Source organism: Nonomuraea sp. NPDC049378 (genome assembly GCF_055586745.1).
Genome location: NZ_JBVJHP010000004.1, coordinates 20,225 through 37,240 on the forward strand (window position 1 = coordinate 20,225; position 17,016 = coordinate 37,240).

The 17,016-nt window shown below is 71.9% G+C and carries 15 protein-coding genes; 7 read left to right on the top strand and 8 right to left on the bottom strand.

The window, feature by feature from the left end:
* Positions 1–18 precede the first annotated feature (18 nt).
* Positions 19–1,221, top strand: a complete 1,203-nt coding sequence (locus ACZ6SA_RS10070) for an ROK family transcriptional regulator (protein WP_347646790.1) — start codon at positions 19–21, stop codon at positions 1,219–1,221.
* A 21-nt stretch (positions 1,222–1,242) separates the two neighbouring features.
* Here the strand turns inward: ACZ6SA_RS10070 and ACZ6SA_RS10075 are convergent, their stop codons facing one another.
* On the bottom strand, positions 1,243–1,875 hold the full coding sequence (locus ACZ6SA_RS10075) for a neutral zinc metallopeptidase (RefSeq protein ID WP_465827454.1): 633 nt from the start codon (positions 1,873–1,875) through the stop codon (positions 1,243–1,245).
* Positions 1,876–2,008: 133 nt separating this feature from the next.
* Complete coding sequence (locus tag ACZ6SA_RS10080) at positions 2,009–2,860, bottom strand: neutral zinc metallopeptidase (RefSeq protein WP_347646788.1); 852 nt, start codon at positions 2,858–2,860, stop codon at positions 2,009–2,011.
* Between the two features lie 142 nt (positions 2,861–3,002).
* Here ACZ6SA_RS10080 and dxs point away from each other — a divergent pair, with 142 nt between their 5' ends.
* Both dxs and ACZ6SA_RS10090 read left to right on the top strand, forming a co-directional pair.
* Positions 3,003–4,934, top strand: a complete 1,932-nt coding sequence (gene dxs, locus ACZ6SA_RS10085; protein WP_443151176.1) for a 1-deoxy-D-xylulose-5-phosphate synthase — start codon at positions 3,003–3,005, stop codon at positions 4,932–4,934.
* A gap of 61 nt (positions 4,935–4,995) precedes the next feature.
* On the top strand, positions 4,996–6,468 hold the full coding sequence (locus ACZ6SA_RS10090; protein WP_347646787.1) for an amino acid permease: 1,473 nt from the start codon (positions 4,996–4,998) through the stop codon (positions 6,466–6,468).
* Between the two features lie 35 nt (positions 6,469–6,503).
* On the opposite strand, the gene ACZ6SA_RS10095 is transcribed toward ACZ6SA_RS10090, so the two are convergent.
* The 6 genes from ACZ6SA_RS10095 to ACZ6SA_RS10120 form a co-directional block, all read right to left on the bottom strand.
* Positions 6,504–6,887, bottom strand: a complete 384-nt coding sequence (locus tag ACZ6SA_RS10095) for an SSI family serine proteinase inhibitor (protein WP_347646786.1) — start codon at positions 6,885–6,887, stop codon at positions 6,504–6,506.
* A gap of 100 nt (positions 6,888–6,987) precedes the next feature.
* Positions 6,988–9,075, bottom strand: a complete 2,088-nt coding sequence (locus tag ACZ6SA_RS10100) for a 3-hydroxyacyl-CoA dehydrogenase NAD-binding domain-containing protein (protein WP_347646785.1) — start codon at positions 9,073–9,075, stop codon at positions 6,988–6,990.
* A complete protein-coding gene (locus ACZ6SA_RS10105) occupies positions 9,072–10,235 on the bottom strand; it encodes a thiolase family protein (protein WP_347646992.1) in 1,164 nt (387 codons plus the stop codon). The genes ACZ6SA_RS10100 and ACZ6SA_RS10105 overlap by 4 nt, the downstream gene beginning before the upstream one ends.
* A 61-nt stretch (positions 10,236–10,296) precedes the next feature.
* Positions 10,297–11,037, bottom strand: coding sequence for a hypothetical protein (locus ACZ6SA_RS10110; RefSeq protein ID WP_465827456.1), 741 nt, complete (start codon positions 11,035–11,037; stop codon positions 10,297–10,299).
* Between the two features lie 170 nt (positions 11,038–11,207).
* The gene (locus ACZ6SA_RS10115) at positions 11,208–11,546 is read right to left on the bottom strand and encodes an SDR family oxidoreductase (protein ID WP_465827457.1); all 339 of its coding nucleotides are present in this window, start codon (positions 11,544–11,546) and stop codon (positions 11,208–11,210) included.
* On the bottom strand, positions 11,515–12,699 hold the full coding sequence (locus ACZ6SA_RS10120; protein ID WP_465827459.1) for an RNA-guided endonuclease InsQ/TnpB family protein: 1,185 nt from the start codon (positions 12,697–12,699) through the stop codon (positions 11,515–11,517). Before ACZ6SA_RS10120 ends, ACZ6SA_RS10115 begins: the two co-directional genes overlap by 32 nt.
* 202 nt (positions 12,700–12,901) lie before the next feature.
* Between ACZ6SA_RS10120 and ACZ6SA_RS10125 the strand changes: the two genes are divergently transcribed.
* The 4 genes from ACZ6SA_RS10125 (at position 12,902) to ACZ6SA_RS10140 (ending at position 17,008) form a co-directional block, all read left to right on the top strand.
* Positions 12,902–14,200 carry a hypothetical protein gene (locus tag ACZ6SA_RS10125; RefSeq protein WP_465827461.1) on the top strand — a complete coding sequence of 433 codons (1,299 nt, stop codon included), beginning with the start codon at positions 12,902–12,904 and terminating at the stop codon, positions 14,198–14,200.
* 116 nt (positions 14,201–14,316) lie between these two features.
* Positions 14,317–15,309 (top strand): LacI family DNA-binding transcriptional regulator, encoded by a 993-nt coding sequence (locus tag ACZ6SA_RS10130; RefSeq protein ID WP_443151183.1) that lies wholly within the window; start codon positions 14,317–14,319, stop codon positions 15,307–15,309.
* Positions 15,306–16,079, top strand: a complete 774-nt coding sequence (locus tag ACZ6SA_RS10135) for a sugar phosphate isomerase/epimerase family protein (RefSeq protein ID WP_465827462.1) — start codon at positions 15,306–15,308, stop codon at positions 16,077–16,079. The genes ACZ6SA_RS10130 and ACZ6SA_RS10135 overlap by 4 nt, the downstream gene beginning before the upstream one ends.
* A gap of 29 nt (positions 16,080–16,108) precedes the next feature.
* Positions 16,109–17,008: an alkaline phosphatase family protein gene (locus tag ACZ6SA_RS10140; RefSeq protein ID WP_347646778.1), complete on the top strand. Its 900-nt coding sequence runs from the start codon at positions 16,109–16,111 to the stop codon at positions 17,006–17,008.
* Positions 17,009–17,016 lie beyond the last annotated feature (8 nt).

Genomic DNA, 17,016 nt, shown 5'->3' on the forward strand with positions numbered 1-17,016 from the left:
CTGAAGGAACCCCAGACCATGCGTGCCGGACCCTCTCAAGAGGACATCAGACGCCACAATCTCGGCGCGCTGCTCCGGCATGTTCATCTGGGCGGGCCGATCTCGCGCGCCGAACTCACCTCGAGGATGGGGCTCAACCGGAGCACCATCATGGCTCTGACCTCCGACCTCACCGCCGCCGGGCTGGTACGCGAGGAGCTGCCGCGCGAGACGGGCCGTGCCGGGCGGCCCTCGCTCGTCGTGCGGCCCGAGTCGGCGCGGGTCTACGTGTTCGCCTTCGACGTGGGCCCCGACCGGCTCGCGGCGGCCCGCGTCGGGCTGGGCGGGGTCATCCTCGACCGCAGGGAGGTTCCGCGCGACCGCGGCCGGTTCAAGCTTGACGAGCTGGCCGCGACGTTGTCCGGGTTCGCCCGGCAGATGCGGCGCAAGACCAGGGCCGACACCGTGTGCGTCGGAGCGGCGGCGGCCGTCTCCGGCGGCGTGCGCAAGGCCGACGGCGTGGTCACGTTCGGCCCCAACCTCATGGACGGGGAGGTGCCGTTCGGCGAGGAGCTGGGCCGCAGGCTGGGCCTGGGATTGCCGGTCAGCGTGGGCAACGACGCCAACCTGGGCGCCCTCGCCGAGCACAGCCGCGGGGTCGGCGAGGCCGTCAAGGACCTGATCTACCTGCACGGCGACGTCGGCATCGGCGGCGGGATCATCGCGGGCGGCCACCTGCTGGGCGGCCACGACGGCTACGGCGGGGAGGTCGGCCACATGGTCGTCAACCCGGGCGGTCGCGCCTGCGGCTGCGGCTCCAGCGGTTGCCTGGAGGCGGAGGTGGGAGAGCGGGCGCTGCTGGAGTCGGCCGGCCGGTTCGGCGCGCAGCAGGGCAGGGACGCGGTCAGGGCCGTGGTGGACGCCGCCGACCGGGGCGACATCGGGGCGCAGGAGGGCCTGAAGCGGGTCGGCGAATGGCTCGGTCTCGGCGTCGCGAATCTGGTGAACATCTTCAACCCGGAAATGGTGATCTTCGGCGGGATGTTGCGGGAGATCTATCTCGGCTCGGCGGCGCAGGTGCGCACGCAGCTGACGCTGCACGCGATGGCGCCGCAGCGTGATCGGCTGCGGCTGCGCACGTCGGCTCTGGGCGACGCCGCCACCCTGGTGGGGGCGGCCGAGCTTGCCTTCGCCCACGTCCTGTCCGACCCGCTGGAGGTGCTGGCCCGCGCCAACGCCTGAGGACCGCCGCGGGCCGCAGGGTCAGGTGACCTGGGAGTCGCCCGCCGTCCAGGTGTCGCAGAAGCCGGTCGCCCCGCCGCGGAAGCCGCGGTCCTGCCAGAGCGCCAGGTTGCCCGGCTTGCCGTGGGTCTCGCTCTCGTCCGCTGCGCTCACCGCCTCGGTCCACGTCTTCCACTCGATGCCGGGGTCGATCGAGTCCAGCGCGGCGTTGTAGAAGACGCCCGCGTAACACTCGGCCTGCATCTCCAGCCGGTGGCTCAGCAACGTCCGCGCGCTCGCCGAGGCCGGCTTGTAGAGCGCCTCGTGCGCGCCGAGCACGCCGGTGAGCTGCTGCACGTGGTGTCCCCACTCGTGGGCGATGGAGTGGGCGATGTTCATCCTGAACGGGTCACGCAGCTCGTGCGGCATGATCCGGACGGCGATCGTCCGCTGCTCGGGGCAGTACTGCGCCCCGTTACCGGTGATCTTGCCGCACACCGAGCCGGTTCCCGTCGTGATCGTGACCGTGGGCGGGGTGTAGGCCAGGCCGGCCACGGCGAACGTGACGGCCCAGAACCGGTCGGCACAGTCGGCCATCGCGCGGTGGAACGACCTGAGCGAGGCCACGCTGCCCGGCCGGATCGCCGGGACGTCGCACTCCAGCGGCATCGTCATTCCGCTCATCTGGCCGGAGAGCCCGGCGTGCGCGGTTCGTCGCGCCGCGCTGGCGGGGCTCGGAAGGAGCAGGGCCGCGACCATGCACATGGCTACCGCTAAGTGGGATAAGCGCACGATGGCGGATCATAGATCATCGTACGTTGCGTGACGCGGAGGCCCAGGTGTTGCACGCGCCGGGCGTGCCGCGTTCGAACCCGCGGGACATCCAGGCCGCCTGCGTGGGCCCCCTGCCGTGGTCGTTCTGGGGCCAGCCCTTGGCGCCGTTCTTCCTGAACCACTCCACGGTGTAGGCCCAGTCGGCGTCGGAGACCAGGTCCGAGCCCCGCATCGTGCTCATGAAGGCGGCGGAGAAGCACTCCGCCTGGAGTTCGGACTTGCGCGAGAGCTGCAGCCGTCCGGCCTTGCCCGCCAGGGTCCTGGCCGTCCAGTAGTAGGTCCAGATGCCGGAGATCTGCTGGACGTGGTGGCCGTACTCGTGGGCGATCAACCGGGTGATCCCGAGCGGGAACGGGTTGCGCAGCTGGTCCTTGGTGATCATCAGGTACATGGTGCGGTCGGTGGAGCAGTAGACGCCGTCGGCGCCGGCGTTCCACACCCCGCAGGGCGTCTTGACTTTCCGGGTGATGATGCGCAGACGCGGTTTGGTGAAGGTCATCTCCGCCTTGCGGAACTGCGCGCCCCACACCCGGTTCAGGCACGCGGTCACGCGGGTCAGAAAGCGCCGGTACGCGGTGATGCTCCTGGCAGGCAGGCTGCCGGGCCGGCAGTTCACGTCGGTGAGCCGCCCGGTCCTGTAGAGCGGATTCCGCGTCGCCGACGCCCGGTCGAGGTCGGGCGCCCCTCCCTCCCGGTCCGAGGCCCGGGACGGCGGGGCGGCGAGCTGCTGGGCCCCGTTGCGTAACCCGTCCTCCGTCATGGTCACGTCCACCAGAACGAGCACCAGACCGGCGGCTGCCAGGGCAAGAGCGAGCGCGGCCGCCACAAGTGCTGCGAGTTTAGTTTTGGGGACGGAGTTCATAGGTACCGAAAGAGTAGGTCAAGATCGGACATACCGGGGTGGGTTTGACTCGATGGAGTCAGTGAGGCGTCCGCGAACTACACTCGGGGAATCGGCGGACAAGAGCATGAGGGGAGTCGGATCCGTGAGCGGGTTGCTGGGCTCGGTAAAGGGACCGCAGGACGTCAAACGGCTCACTGTGGAGGAGTTGCCGCGGCTCGCGGGAGAGATCCGTGACCTGCTCGTCGACTCATGCGCGAAGTACGGCGGCCACCTCGGCCCCAACCTCGGCGTGGTCGAGCTGACCATCGCCGTGCACCGGGTCTTCGACTCGCCGGACGACCCCGTCGTCTGGGACACCGGCCACCAGGCGTACGTGCACAAGCTCCTCACCGGCCGCGCGTCCGGGTTCGACGCGCTCAAGCAGGAGGGCGGCCTGTCGGGCTATCCGAGCAGGGCCGAGTCCGACCACGACTTCGTCGAGAACTCCCACGCCTCGACCGCGCTGTCCTACGCCGACGGCCTGGCCAAGGCGTTCAAGCTGCGCGGCGAGCGCGACCGCACGGTCGTCGCGGTGATCGGCGACGGCGCGCTGACCGGCGGCATGGCCTGGGAGGCGCTCAACAACATCGCCGGCGCCAAGGACCTGCCCGTCGTCATCGTGGTCAACGACAACGGCCGCTCCTACTCGCCCACCATCGGCGGCCTGGCCTCCCACCTGTCCTCGCTGCGCGTCAACCGCCACTACGAGGACGTCCTCGAATACGTCAAAGACAAGATCGGCAACGTTCCCGTCCTCTACGACGCGCTCCACGGCTTCAAGAAGGGCGTCAAGGACGTCATCGCGCCGCAGGTGATGTTCGAGGACCTCGGCCTGAAATACGTCGGGCCCATCGACGGCCACGACGAGCAGGCCATGGAGGCCGCCCTGCGCAAGGCCCGCGGCTTCCGCGGCCCGGTCATCGTGCACGCGCTCACCCAGAAGGGCCGCGGCTACGCGCCCGCGGAAGACCACGACGAGGACCAGTTCCACTCGCCCGGCGCCTTCGACCGGCTCACCGGCGCGGAGAAGCCCAAGGGCCGCATCTGGACCAACGTGTTCAGCGAGGAGCTCGTCCGGCTCGGCAAGGAGCGCGACGACCTGGTCGCGATCACCGCGGCCATGCTCCACCCGACGGGCCTCAACGCGTTCGCCGAGGCCTACCCCGACCGCATCTACGACGTCGGCATCGCCGAGCAGCACGCGCTCACCAGCGCCGCAGGGCTCGCCCTCGGCGGCATGCACCCGGTGGTGGCCGTCTACGCCACCTTCCTCAACCGCGCGTTCGACCAGCTCCTCATGGACGTCGCCCTGCACCGGCTCCCGGTCACCGTCGTGCTCGACCGGGCGGGCGTCACGGGCGACGACGGCGCCAGCCACAACGGCATGTGGGACCTGTCCATCCTCCAGGTGGTGCCCGGGCTCAGGGTCGCGGTGCCGCGCGACGGCGACCGGCTGACCGAGCTGCTGCGCGAGGCCGTGGAGGTCTCCGACGGCCCGACCGTGCTGCGTTTCCCCAAGGGCCCGGTCGCCGAGGCGCTCGACGCGGTGGGCCGGCTGGGCGAGATGGACGTGCTGCGCGCCCCGAAGGGCGACCCGGAGGGCGATGCCGCGGCCGGGCCCGACGTGCTGCTGGTCGGCGTGGGCCCGATGGCGCAGGTCTGCATGGACGCGGCGGTCCTGCTCGACGCCCAGGGCATCGCGACGACCGTGGTGGACCCCCGCTGGGTCAAGCCTCTCGACGAGGCGCTCGTCCCCGCGGCGAAGGAGCACAAACTGGTGGCCGTCGTCGAGGACAACGGCCGGGTGGGCGCGGTGGGTGACGCCGTGGCCCGGCTCCTGCGCGACGCCGACGTCGACGTGCCCGTCCGCACCTTCGGCATCCCGCAGGAGTTCCTCGACCACGCCAAGCGGGCCGCGATCCTCGGCCGGATCGGCCTCACCGGTCAAGACCTCGCCCGCCAGATCACCGAGGCGGTCGCCAGGCGCGCCCAGGCCGCCGAGCCCGCCCGCCACTGAGCACCTCGGGGGCTGACCTCGGCGGCGCATGACAGCCGAGGGCGTGGGCAGATCGCTGAGCGTGGACATCTTTCGCACGAAGAGCGTCGAGCAGTCGATCCGCGACACCGAGGCCCCCGAGCACCAGTTGCGCAAGCGCCTGACCGCCACGGACCTGACGGTCTTCGGCATCGGCGTGATCGTCGGTACGGGGATCTTCGTGCTCACGGGACAGGTCGCCAAGGAACTGGCCGGCCCGGCGGTGGCGATCTCCTTCGTCGTCGCCGCCGTCGTGTGCACCCTGGCGGCGTTGTGCTACGCCGAGTTCGCCTCCACGATCCCGGTGGCCGGCTCCGCCTACACCTTCTCCTTCGCCACCCTGGGGGAGTTCCCCGCCTGGGTGATCGGCTGGGACCTGGTCCTGGAGCTGGCGCTGGCCGCCGCCGTGGTGTCGGTGGGCTGGTCGGGCTATTTCGCCTCGATGCTGGCGTCCGCCGGCCTCGAGCTGCCCGCCACGATCGCCGGCGACGACCCCGTGATCAACGTGCCCGCCGTCGTCATCGTCGCCGTCCTCACGACGATCCTGGCGGTCGGCATCAAGCTGTCCTCGCGGGTCAACCTCATCCTCGTGATCACGAAGGTCGCCGTGGTGCTGCTGGTCATCGTGGCCGGGCTGTTCTTCGTCAAGGGGGCCAACTACACGCCGTTCATCCCCGACCCGGTGGCCACGCCGCGCGTGGAAGGGCTGAAAGCGCCGCTCATCCAGGTGCTGTTCGGCATCACGCCGGTCGCGTTCGGCGTGATCGGCATCTTCTCGGCCGCGGCGATCGTGTTCTTCGCGTTCATCGGATTCGACATCGTGGCCACCGCCGCGGAGGAGACCGTCACGCCGCAGCGCGACGTGCCGCGCGGCATCATCGGCTCGCTGGCGATCTGCACGATCCTGTACGTCGCCGTCTCCCTCGTCGTCGTCGGCATGCAGCGCTACAGCGAGCTGAGCACGTCGGCGCCGCTGTCGGACGCCTTCATCGCGGTCGGCCACCCCTGGCTGGCCGGGATCATCAGCGTGGGCGCGCTGGCCGGCCTGACGACCGTGGTCCTCGTGCTGCTTCTTGGCCAGACCCGGGTGCTGTTCGCGATGTCCCGCGACGGGCTGCTGCCGCGCACGATGGCCAAGGTCAATCCGCAGTTCGGCACGCCGGTCCGGCTCACGATCCTCATCGGGCTGGTGACGATGGCGCTGGCCGGGTTCGTGTCGTTCGGCGAGCTGGCCGAGCTGGTGAACATCGGCACGCTCTTCGCGTTCGTCGTGGTGTCGATCGGCGTGATAGTGCTCAGGCGCACCAGGCCGGACCTGCCGCGGGCCTTCAGGGCGCCGCTGGTGCCGGTCCTGCCGATCCTGTCGGTGCTGGCCTGCGTCTACCTGATGCTCAACCTGCCGGTGCAGACGTGGCTGCGGTTCGTCATCTGGATGCTGATCGGCATCGTGCTCTACTTCACCTACGGCTACTGGCACAGCAGGACGGCGATGCCGTGGCAGAAGCGCGGCCGCTGAGCGGGGGTGGGGCGCGGGCCACCCCCGTGCCGGGGTCAGAGCGCGGCCACGGCCCCGGTCGCGGCCTTGGCCTGGCAGCCGTTGGCGTAGACCTTCCCCCACTTCACCGTCTTGCCGTACCACCGGCCGACGACCGCGATCACGTGCGGCTGGAACTCCTTCGTGCACGCGGCGTTGGGCGAGACGTTGAGCTTGGCCGGGTCGCCCCCGACCCGGCGCAGCTGGCGGCAGGCCGTGCGGGCGTCGGGGTGGGAGCCCCCGGTGGGCGCGCAGTGGAGCCAGGCGGTCTTCGTGGCTCCGCCCTTGACCGAATTGACGATCTTGAGCTGCACCTTGGGGTCGCGCGCCGCCACGGCGGGCGACGACGCGCCCGCCAGGAGGGCTCCGCAGAGCGCGATGGTGCCGGCTGCTCTCAACATGGTTACTCTCCGTTCGTAGGACGGCACCAAACGCTACGGCGGAGGAGGGCCCGGCGCGCGGAGGCCCGCCGAGCGGGCCCCCGCAAAATCACGCGTGAGCTCACGCGGGCATCGAGGCCACGCCCGGGGCGAGGAAGCGGGGCTGCGCGATGCCGGACCTGTCCAGGTACGGCGTGATGCCGCCCAGATGGAACGGCCAGCCGGCGCCGAGGATCATGCACAGGTCGATGTCCTGGGCCGCCGCGACGACGCCCTCGTCCAGCATGATCCGGATCTCCTCGGCCAGCGCCCCCAGCACCCGCTCGCGCACCTGCTCGGCGGTGGACGCCTGGGAGCCGCCCGCGAAGAGCGCCACCGCCTCCTCGTCGAGCGTGAGGTCCGGCAGGTAGACGCCCGGCTTGCCGGCGGCGACCAGCTTGGCCAGGTTCGCCGAGACGCCGAACCGTCCGGGGAACGCCTCGCGCAGCGTCTCCGCCACGTGCAGGCCGACGGCGGGCCCGACCAGCTGCAGCAGCGCGAACGGCGTCATCGGCAGGCCCAGCCCGTCGAGCGCGTGCTCGGCCGTCTCCAGCGGCGTGCCCTCGTCCACGGCCGCCACGACCTCGCCCATGAAGCGGGTCAGCAGCCGGTTGACCACGAACGCCGGAGCGTCCTTGACGAGAACCGACGACTTCTTCAGCGTCCTGCCCACCGCGAACGCCGTGGCCAGCGTGGCGTCGTCCGTGGCGGCGCCCCTGACGATCTCCAGCAGCGGCATGACCGCGACCGGGTTGAAGAAGTGGAACCCGACCAGCCGCTCGGGGTGCGCGAGGTCGGCGGCCATCGCGGTCAGCGACAGCGAGGAGGTGTTCGTGGCCAGCACGCATTCGGCCGGGACCATCGCCTCCACCTCGGCGAGGACCTGCTTCTTGACCGCCAGGTCCTCGAAGACGGCCTCGATCACGAAGTCGGCGTCGGCGAAGGCGTCCTTGGCCGGCGAGCCGGTCACCAGCGACGTGAGCCGGTTGGCCTGGTCCTGCGAGACGCGGCCCCTGGCCAGCAGCTTGCCGATCTCGTCCCGTACGTACGCCACGCCCTTGTCGAGCCTGGCCTGGTCGAGGTCGGTCAGCACGACCGGCACCTCGAGCCGGCGTGCGAACAGCAGCGCCATCTGCGAGGCCATCAGGCCCGCGCCGACGATGCCGACCTTGGTGACCTTGCGGGCCAGGGAGGGGTCCGGCGCGCCCGCCGGCTGCTTGGCGCGCCGCTGCACCAGGTCGAACGCGTAGAGCCCGGCCCGCAGCTCGTCGCCCGTCAGCAGGTCGGCCAGCGCCTCGTCCTCGGCGGCGAACCCCTCGTCGCGGGTGGCCGTGCGGGCCCGCGCGATCAGGTCGAGCGCCCGGTAGGGGGCGGGGGAGGCGCCGCGCAGCTTCATGTCGACCAGGAACCGCGCGTCGCCGACCGCCTTGTCCCAGCCGTCGTGCTCGGGCCGCTCCACGACCACCTCGCCGTTGATCACCCGGGCGGCCCAGCGCAGCGACTCCTCCAGGAAGTCGGCCGGCTCGAACACGGCGTCGGCGACGCCCAGCTCGTACGCCTCCCTGCCCCTGGTCAGGCGGTTCTGCGCCAGCGGGTTCTCGATGATCAGCTTGACCGCGTTCGCCGGGCCGATCAGGCGCGGCAGCAGTTGCGTGCCGCCCCAGCCGGGCACCAGGCCGAGGAAACACTCCGGCAGCGCCACCGCGGTCACGCCCGAGGAGATCGTCCGGTACGTGCAGTGCAGCGCGACCTCGAGCCCACCTCCCATGGCGGCGCCGTTCACGAACGCGAACGACGGGATCGGCAGCTCGCCGAGCCGGCGGAACACGTGGTGGCCGAGCGCGGCGACGGCCAGCGCCTCCTCGCGGGTGGCCAGCGCCGCCGCGCCCTTCAGGTCGGCGCCGACGGCGAAGATGAACGGCTTGCCCGTCACGCCCACCGCGGCCAGGTCGGTGCGCTCGGCGATCTCCGACAGGGCGCCGTTCAGCGCGAACAGGCCGTGCGGGCCGAACGTGTTCGGCCTGGTGTGGTCGAAGCCGTTGTCCAGGGTGATCAGCGCCATGGTGCCCGCGCCGCCGGGCAGGCGCACGTCGCGTACCAGTGCCTTGGTGACGACCTCGTCGGCGGCGCGCTCGCTCAGCAGCGCACGCCAGTTCTCCAGCTCGCTCATGCCAGGTTCTCCCAGATCACAGTGCCGCCCATGCCCAGGCCGACGCACATCGTGGTGATGCCGTAACGCACGTCAGGACGTTCGCCGAACTGCCGCGCGAGCTGCGTCATCAGCCGCACGCCCGAGGAGGCCAGCGGGTGGCCGTAGGCGATCGCGCCGCCGTAGGGGTTCACGCGGGGGTCGTCGTCGGCGATGCCGAAGTGCTCGAGAAACGCCAGCACCTGCACGGCGAACGCCTCGTTGATCTCGAACAGCCCGATGTCGGAGATGTCCAGGCCGGCCAGGCGCAGCGCCCGCTCCGTGGACGGGATCGGCCCCACGCCCATGACCTCGGGGTCCACGCCCGCGAACGCGTACGACACGAGCCGCATCCTCGGCGCCAGCCCCAGCTCGTCCGCGGCCTCCCTGGCGGCCACGACGCAGCCGGTGGCGCCGTCGTTGACGCCGGAGGAGTTGCCCGCCGTGACGTTGCCGTGCGGACGGAACGGCGTCCTGAGCGTGCTCAGGCCCTCCATGGTCGTGCCCGGCCTGGGCGCCTCGTCCTCGACCGCCAGGCCCCAGCCCTTCTCCGCCGTCCTGGTCGCGGCCGGCACCAGGTCGGGCTGGATCCTGCCGTCGGCGTAGGCCTTGGCCGCCCGCTCCTGCGACAACACCGCGTACGCGTCGGCGCGCTCCTTGGTGATCGACGGATAGCGGTCGTGCAGGTTCTCCGCGGTCATGCCCATCACCAGGGCGCTCGGGTCGACCAGCTTCTCCGACAGGAAGCGCGGGTTCGGGTCGACGCCCTCGCCCATCGGGTGGCGGCCCATGTGCTCGACGCCGCCGGCGATGGCGACGTCGTACGCGCCGAACGCGATGCCGCCCGCGACCGTGGTGACCGCGGTCATCGCGCCCGCGCACATGCGGTCGATCGCGTAGCCGGGCACGGTCTTCGGCAGCCCCGCCAGCACCGCCGCCGAGCGGCCGATGGTCAGGCCCTGGTCGCCGATCTGCGTGGTCGCGGCGATGGCGACCTCGTCGACGCGCTCGGGCGGCAGGCCGGGGTTGCGCCTGATGAGCTCGCGGATGACGCGGACGACCAGGTCGTCGGCGCGGGTCTCCGCGTACAGCCCCTTCGGGCCTGACCGGCCGAAGGGCGTGCGCACGCCGTCGACGAACACGACGTCACGAGAGGAAGGCACGGATTCGCTCCTCGTTGGCTGAATGGGTTCCGCGCCTATGCTACTCGTCGGTAACTACTCCGAGGACGAGGGCGGCCGTCAGCAGCGCGTACACCGCCGCCGTCGCCGGCTCCCAGAGATGGGCGCGGGCCGCGAGCAGGGCGGCCACCGCCACGGCCGCCCCCGCCCAGAGCACGCGCGTCCGGAGCGCTGCCGCGCGCCGGCGCGTGCCCTGACCCGGATCCCACGGATCGCCGGGGGAGGAGCCCGATCGCCTGGCGCGCGCCAGCAGCACCAGCGCGTCACGGGACCACCACAGCAGGAACAGCACCCCCGCCCCGCAACTCGTCACCGCCAGCGCCTCGACCGCCCAGCTCAGGTCGTCCGCGACGGCGTACAGGGCGGCCTGGTCGAAGAAGGCCGGCGTGGTGCCGCCGAGGAGCAGCGTCACGGCCCAGCCCGCGGCGACGGCGAGCCGGCTGAACGGTCGTGTCCCGCCCGAGCGCGCGGCGCCGTACAACTCCTGCTCGCGCCACCGGACCAGGCGGGCCTGCACGCCCCAGGCGTACTGGGTGGCGGTCATCGCGGGCAGCGCCGCCGCGAGGGCCACCAGGGACAACACCGCGAGCGGCACCGTCTGCTCCCTGGTCGGCGCCCGGTCGGCGAGCAACTGGGCGGTGGTCAGCACCGCGATCGAGGCGGACAGCGCGACGAAGGCGCGGTGGCGGGCGGCCCTGGCGCGGGCCCGTAGCCCGGCTACCTGCTCGGCGCCTGGAGGGGGCGCCATCTCGGTCAACAGCATGACCGTCATGATGGCGTCACCCCGCGTAGCGACGCCCGTGATTCGCGTCAATCACAGCATCCTGAGGGGACCGTCGCCTTCGGGCGATGGGTGACTCGGGAGCGGAGGGCCGTCAAGGCTCGAGCGCGCAGTGGCAGTGGCCGGGGCTCCGGGGGCGAGCCGCTGCCGCGTCAGGCCGTGACGCCGGCGTCCACGGGGATGGCGGCGCCCGTGATGGCACGCCCGCCGTCGCCGGCGAGGTGGGCGACGGTGGCGGCGATGTCGTCGGGCGAGCAGTACACGCCGAGCGCCGTGTAGCCGCGTTCCTCGTCGGCCTCCGGGCTGTCCGCGGGGTTCATCTCGGTGTCGGTGGAGCCGGGCTGCACGACGTTCGCGGTGATGCGGCGCGGGCCGAGGTCTCTGGCCAGGCCCTTGACGAGCCCGGCCAGCGCGGACTTGCTCGTGACTCCTCCGCTCCCTGAAGGGGACGGCTTCTCGCTAAGCCGCTTGCGCAGCCTGGCGAAGGGCAAGCCCTGCCCTCACGATGTTGATGGCCGCGTTGACGTCGGCGTGTGCGGCATGCCCGCACGCCGTGCAGGCGAATTCGGCTTGGGTGGCGCGGTTCTCCGCCGTGCTGTGCCCGCAGCGGGCGCAGGTGCGGGAGGTGCCGGCGGGGTTCACCGCGATCAGTTTGCGACCGGCGCTTTCAGCCTTGTGCGCGAGGATCGTCAGGAACACCCCCCAGCCCGCGTCCAGGATCGACCGGTTGAGGCCGGACTTCTGCGCGACATTCCGGCCGGGCTGCTCGATCGTGCCGGACGCCGAGCGGGTCATGTTCGCGATCCGCAGGTCCTCGTGCACGATCACGTCATAGGCGGCCACCAGGGCGAGCGCGGCCTTGTGCGCGCCGTCCAGACGTTGCCTGCGCACCCTGGCGTGCAGCGCGGCCACGCGGGCCACCGCCTTACGCCGCCGCTTGGAACCCCGTTCCTTGCGGGCCAGAGCCCGCTGCGCGGCGGCCACCCGATCGGCGGACGCGGCCAGGTGACGGGGGTTGCTCAGATGCTGTCCGTCGCTGGTCGTGACGAGGGACGCCACGCCCATGTCGATCCCCGCGACCGCGCCGGTGGCGGGCAGCGGTTCGGCGGGCACGTCGTCGCACGACAGCACCACGAACCACCGGCTGCCTTCCCGCTTCACCGCGATCGTCTTCACCCGGCCCTTGACCGCGCGGTGCCGGTGGACGCGGACATGCCCGACCCCCTGGAGCCGCACGTAGGTGACGGTCGGGTGCTCGGGCTGGGAGTCCCACCGGCAGCCGTCGCCGTCCTTCGGCCATTCGACCGTGTCGAACCGGCCGCGCCCCTTGAACCGCGGGAACCCCGGCGCGCGACCCGCGCGGACCCGCGTGAAGAACGCGGCGAACGCCTTGTCGAGCCGTCGCAGGGTGGCCTGCTGCGAGGAGAACGACCAACGCGCCTGCCCGTCCGGGTCGTCGGCGCGGATGTGTTTCAGCTCGGCCGACTGATCGCCGTAACGGACGCTCACCCCCGCCCTGGCATGGGCGGTGCGCCGGTGCTCCAAAGCGGCGTTGTACAGCGTGCGGTGGTCCTCCACACACGCCGCCAGCGCCGCCGCCTGCCGGGCCGTGGGGCGCAACAGGAACCGGAACGACCTGCGCATACCCCACCTCCCGTCACGATCGGTAATGACAGCGCCACGATACCGGCCGGCGCCGACAAAACCGGTGCGCGGACCGGTCGGCACAGCTCTGGGACGCATGTTACACAGCGTGCTTTTAGGGAAACATGTGAAATTTCCGGACAAGTGATGGTCGTGTCTGCTAGGAAAGGGCGGGTCGTATTCGTATGAGAGAGGTTCCATCGTGGCGCGCGACGAGAACGACAGGCCATACGAGGATGGGCAGGGCAGGCCGCTGAACCCGGAGATGACGGGTGATGTGCTGTCCCCGCGGTGGAGCACTGAAGACACCGACGAGCAACCCGCCATCCAGGTGGTCGGCAACGAGACCTACATCCTTCCGCTGGAAAAGGGCGCCGAGCCCCAGTTGATAGAGCGGCGTGACGTCCTTGACGACCCCGGTCATCACGACGTGCTCGGCGGGACGACCTCGGCGTACGACGCCGGCGGCTCGCATGACGTGCTCGACGGGGGGAGCGGCCCGCGTGACGTGCTGGGTGGCGGCGATCCCCATGACGTGCTGGGCGGCGGGAGCGACTCCCACCGTGACGTGTTGAGCGGCTCCAGCGGGCACGAGTTCGCCGGGTCCGGTGACGGGTACAGCAGTGGGCACGAGTTCGGCGGCCCGAGCGGTCCGCATGATTTCGGCGGCCCGAGCGGCTCGCATGATTTCGGTGGTCCGAGTGGCTCGCACGACTTCGGTGGTCCGAGTGGCCCGCACGAGGTGCTCCGCGAGCCCGGTGGCTCCCGTCACGCCGACGACGAGCCCTCCTACCTCCCGCTCGACCGGGGCTACGAGACGGACGACCGCGACGACGACAAGCCCAAGCGCGGCTTCCTCGGCTCCGGCTGGACCGACGAATCCGGCGAGCGGCGTTCCTCCCGCGGCGGTGACGACGACGCCGGCGGCGGCGAGGGCGAGGTGCGGCACCGCACGCGGGTCCTGCTGGTGGCGGCCGCCGCGGTGGTGCTGGTCGGCGTCGGTGTGGGCTGGATGGTCACCGGTACGTCCTCCGACGACCCGTGCGCGGGCGGCAGGTGTGCCAGCGCCGGCGAGGTGACCGCGCCCTCCGACTCGGCCGTCCCCTCGGAGGAGGAGCAGACGCCGGTGGAGGAAACCGACACCGAGCCCTCCGACCCGGCCGCCGACGAGCCCACCGACTCGGATCGGGCGCGCCCGGAGCGCCAGCAGGGGCAGACCCAGCCCACGCGTGAGCCGCAGAGCCGCCCGTCGCCCACGCGCGACATCGGCGACCCGACCACCAAGGCCAGCCCAAGGAACACCCGGGCCCCGCAGGACGAGATGCGGGACACCGACGTCTCGAGCGAGACGCGGGTGAACAACAGGGAGCCGAGGACCACCAGTCAGGAGTCGCAGGATCAGCCTCCCGCGACGCAGCCGACGCAGGCCCCGGTGCCCGAGCCCGAGCCTACCGAGGAGGAGCGTAAGGGGCTTCTCGACATCCTGTTCCCCTGGGCCTAGGGCCCGGGCGCAGGACAGACCACTCTCCGGGTGGGCCGACGACCGCGGTCCACCCGTAGGATGCGGATCCAGGTCCTGGTCTGGCAGACTTGGAAACCGCTTTCCTGGGAGGTCTCGTGGTCACGCTTGAAGACGTCGCCAAGCAGGCGGGCGTCTCGCTGGCGACCGCCTCGCGGGTGCTCAACGGCAGCACCCGCCAGGTCGGCGCGGCCCTGCGGGCGCGGGTCGAGCAGGCCGCCGACGAGCTGGGCTACCGCGCCAACATCGCGGCCCAGACGCTGGCCCGCGGCGCGAGCAACGTCATCGGCATCGTCGTCCACGACCTGACCGACCCCTATTTCGCGGCCCTGGCCGACGGTGCCATGCGGGCTGCGGCCACCGAAGGCCTGCTCGTCATGGTGGGCACCACGCATCGTGATCCCGAGCAGGAGATCGCCTACGTGGCGACGCTCAACGCCCAGCGCGTCAGGGCGGTCCTGCTCGTCGGCTCGCGCGTGGCCGACCCGGCGGTCACCGGACGCCTGCGCGACGAGCTGGCCCGATACCAGGCGGGCGGCGGGCGGGCGGCCTGCGTGGGCCAGGACCTGCTCGGCGTCGACACGGTCGCGCCGGCCAACCGGCGGGGCGCGGCCGAGCTGGCCCGGGCCCTGGCCGAGCTGGGGCACAAGCGGTTCGCGGTGCTGGCAGGGCCCCCGCACCTGGTGACGGCGGCCGACCGCTGCGCCGGGTTCGTCGAGGCGCTGGAGGAGCTGGGGCTGCCCGCGCCGCAGGTGATCCACGGGCCGTTCGACCGCGACGGCGGCTACGCCGCGGCCTCGCAGGCAGGCGACGTGACCTGCGTGTTCGCGGTCAACGACGTGATGGCGGTCGGGGCGCTCGCGGCCTATCGGGAGCGCGGCGTCCGGGTGCCCGACGACGTCTCTGTGGCCGGGTTCGACGACATCGTCACGCTGCGTGATCACGTGCCCGCTCTGACGACCGTGCGCCTGCCGCTGAAGGACATGGGGGCACGGGCGCTGGAGCTGGCGCTGGGTGAAGGAGATCCGGTCGTGGTCGAGCAGGTCGCGGGCGAGGTCGTGCTGCGGGAGAGCGTGCGGAGGATGACGTGAGGCTGGCGGTCAGCACGCTGGGCATGCCCGGCGAGGGGCTCGACAGGGCGATCGAGATCGCGGCCGGAGGCGGCTGCCAGGGGCTCGAGTTGCGGCTGCACCCCGAGACCGGCGTGCACGCCGGCCTGGACGCCGCGGAGCGGCGGTCGGTGCGGGAGCGGGTGGAGCGGGCGGGCCTGGAAATCTCGGCCCTTGCTGGCTATGTCGGTGTTTGTGAGCCGGGCCCGGACGAACCCGTCGTCGCGGCGCTCCTCGCCGACCTGCGGCTCGCCGCCGACCTGGGCGCTCCCGGCGTGCGCGTCTTCCCTCGTGGCGACGATCCGGCCGTCGGCGCCCGCAGGCTCCGAGCGGTCTCCGGTACGGCGGGCGCCCTCGGCTGCCGCGTACTCGTCGAGACGCACGACGACATGGCCACCGGCGCCGCCGTGGCCGCCCTGCTCGCCGAGACGGGCTGCCCCGGGACCACCGGCGCGCTGTGGGACCTGCTGCACCCCTGGCGCAACGGCGAGCCGCCGGCCGACTCGCTCGCCGCGTTCGGGCCCCACCTCGCGTACGTCCAGGTCAAGGACGCGGTCTCGGCCCGCGACACCACGCCGGTGCCCCTGTGGACCGGGTCCGTGCCGCTCGACGAGGCCGGCGGGCTGCTGCGCGGCGCGGGCTACGGCGGCTGGGTGTCGCTGGAGTGGGAGCGCACGTGGTATCCGCAGGTGGCTCCGGTCGAGGAGATCCTGCCGGGCGCGGCCGACTGGGTGCGACGTTTCACCGCTTAGATAGGGGGATGTCCCCTTCTCAGAACAAAGTGCTTGTCGTCGGGATGGACGGCCTGCGCTTCGACCGGCTCCAGGCCGTGGGCGCGCCGGTGCTGGCCGGGCTGATGGCCTCCGGCGCGTACGGCACCAGCATGCTCCCCTACGGTGAGGCCGGCACGCCGCGTACGGAGTCGCCCGGCGAGGTCGTGCCCAAAGCCCCCGAGCCGGCGGCCGGCGACCGGGTGATCAGGTCGCGTACGGACTCGGGGCCCGGCTGGTCGTCCATCGCCACCGGGGCCTGGCCCGACAAGCACGGCGTCGTAGACAACAGCTTCACCGCACCCCAATTCCGGAAATTTCCGGACTTTCTGACTCGTGCGAAGAAGGCCCGCCCCGAACTGGACACCGCGGCCTTCTTCTCCTGGGCGGCGCTCGCCGAGCACGGCGCGTTCGGCCCGGCGGTCGACCACCGGTTCGTGCTCGACGGCTACGCGATCGGCTGGGCCGAGGCCGACGGGCGGGTCGCCGCCGCGGCCGAGCGGCACCTGGCGGAGACCGACCCTGACGCCGTGTTCGTCTACCTCGGCGACACCGACGACGTGGCCCACGATCTCGGCCCGCACTGTCCCGAGTACACCGCCGCCCTCCAGATCCAGGACGCCTACCTGGGGCGCCTGCTCGACACCGTCCGCGCCCGGCCCTCGTACGCGCGCGAGCGCTGGACCGTGCTCGTCACCACTGACCACGGTCACGTGGACGAGGGCGGTCACGGCGGTGTCTCGGAGGAGGAACGCAGGGTGTTCGTGATCGCCAACCGGCTGGGGGAGCGCCTTGCCCATCGTGGCCTGGCCGGTCCCCGGCTGGTGGACGTGGCTCCTACGGTGCTCGCCTCGCTCGGCGTGGCCGTCGATTCCGCGTGGAACCTGGACGGTGAGCCGCTGGAATTATGACGCCTTTC

What these genes read in the sequence shown, in the direction of transcription:
- ACZ6SA_RS10120 (WP_465827459.1), bottom strand. Translation starts at nt 12,699, where the DNA reads ATGCGCAGGTCGTTCCGGTTCCTGTTGCGCCCCACGGCCCGGCAGGCG.
- ACZ6SA_RS10110 (WP_465827456.1), bottom strand. Translation starts at nt 11,037, where the DNA reads ATGCTGTTGACCGAGATGGCGCCCCCTCCAGGCGCCGAGCAGGTAGCC.
- ACZ6SA_RS10070 (WP_347646790.1), top strand. Translation starts at nt 19, where the DNA reads ATGCGTGCCGGACCCTCTCAAGAGGACATCAGACGCCACAATCTCGGC.
- ACZ6SA_RS10075 (WP_465827454.1), bottom strand. Translation starts at nt 1,875, where the DNA reads ATGACGATGCCGCTGGAGTGCGACGTCCCGGCGATCCGGCCGGGCAGC.
- ACZ6SA_RS10100 (WP_347646785.1), bottom strand. Translation starts at nt 9,075, where the DNA reads ATGAGCGAGCTGGAGAACTGGCGTGCGCTGCTGAGCGAGCGCGCCGCC.
- ACZ6SA_RS10095 (WP_347646786.1), bottom strand. Translation starts at nt 6,887, where the DNA reads ATGTTGAGAGCAGCCGGCACCATCGCGCTCTGCGGAGCCCTCCTGGCG.
- dxs (WP_443151176.1), top strand. Translation starts at nt 3,003, where the DNA reads ATGAGGGGAGTCGGATCCGTGAGCGGGTTGCTGGGCTCGGTAAAGGGA.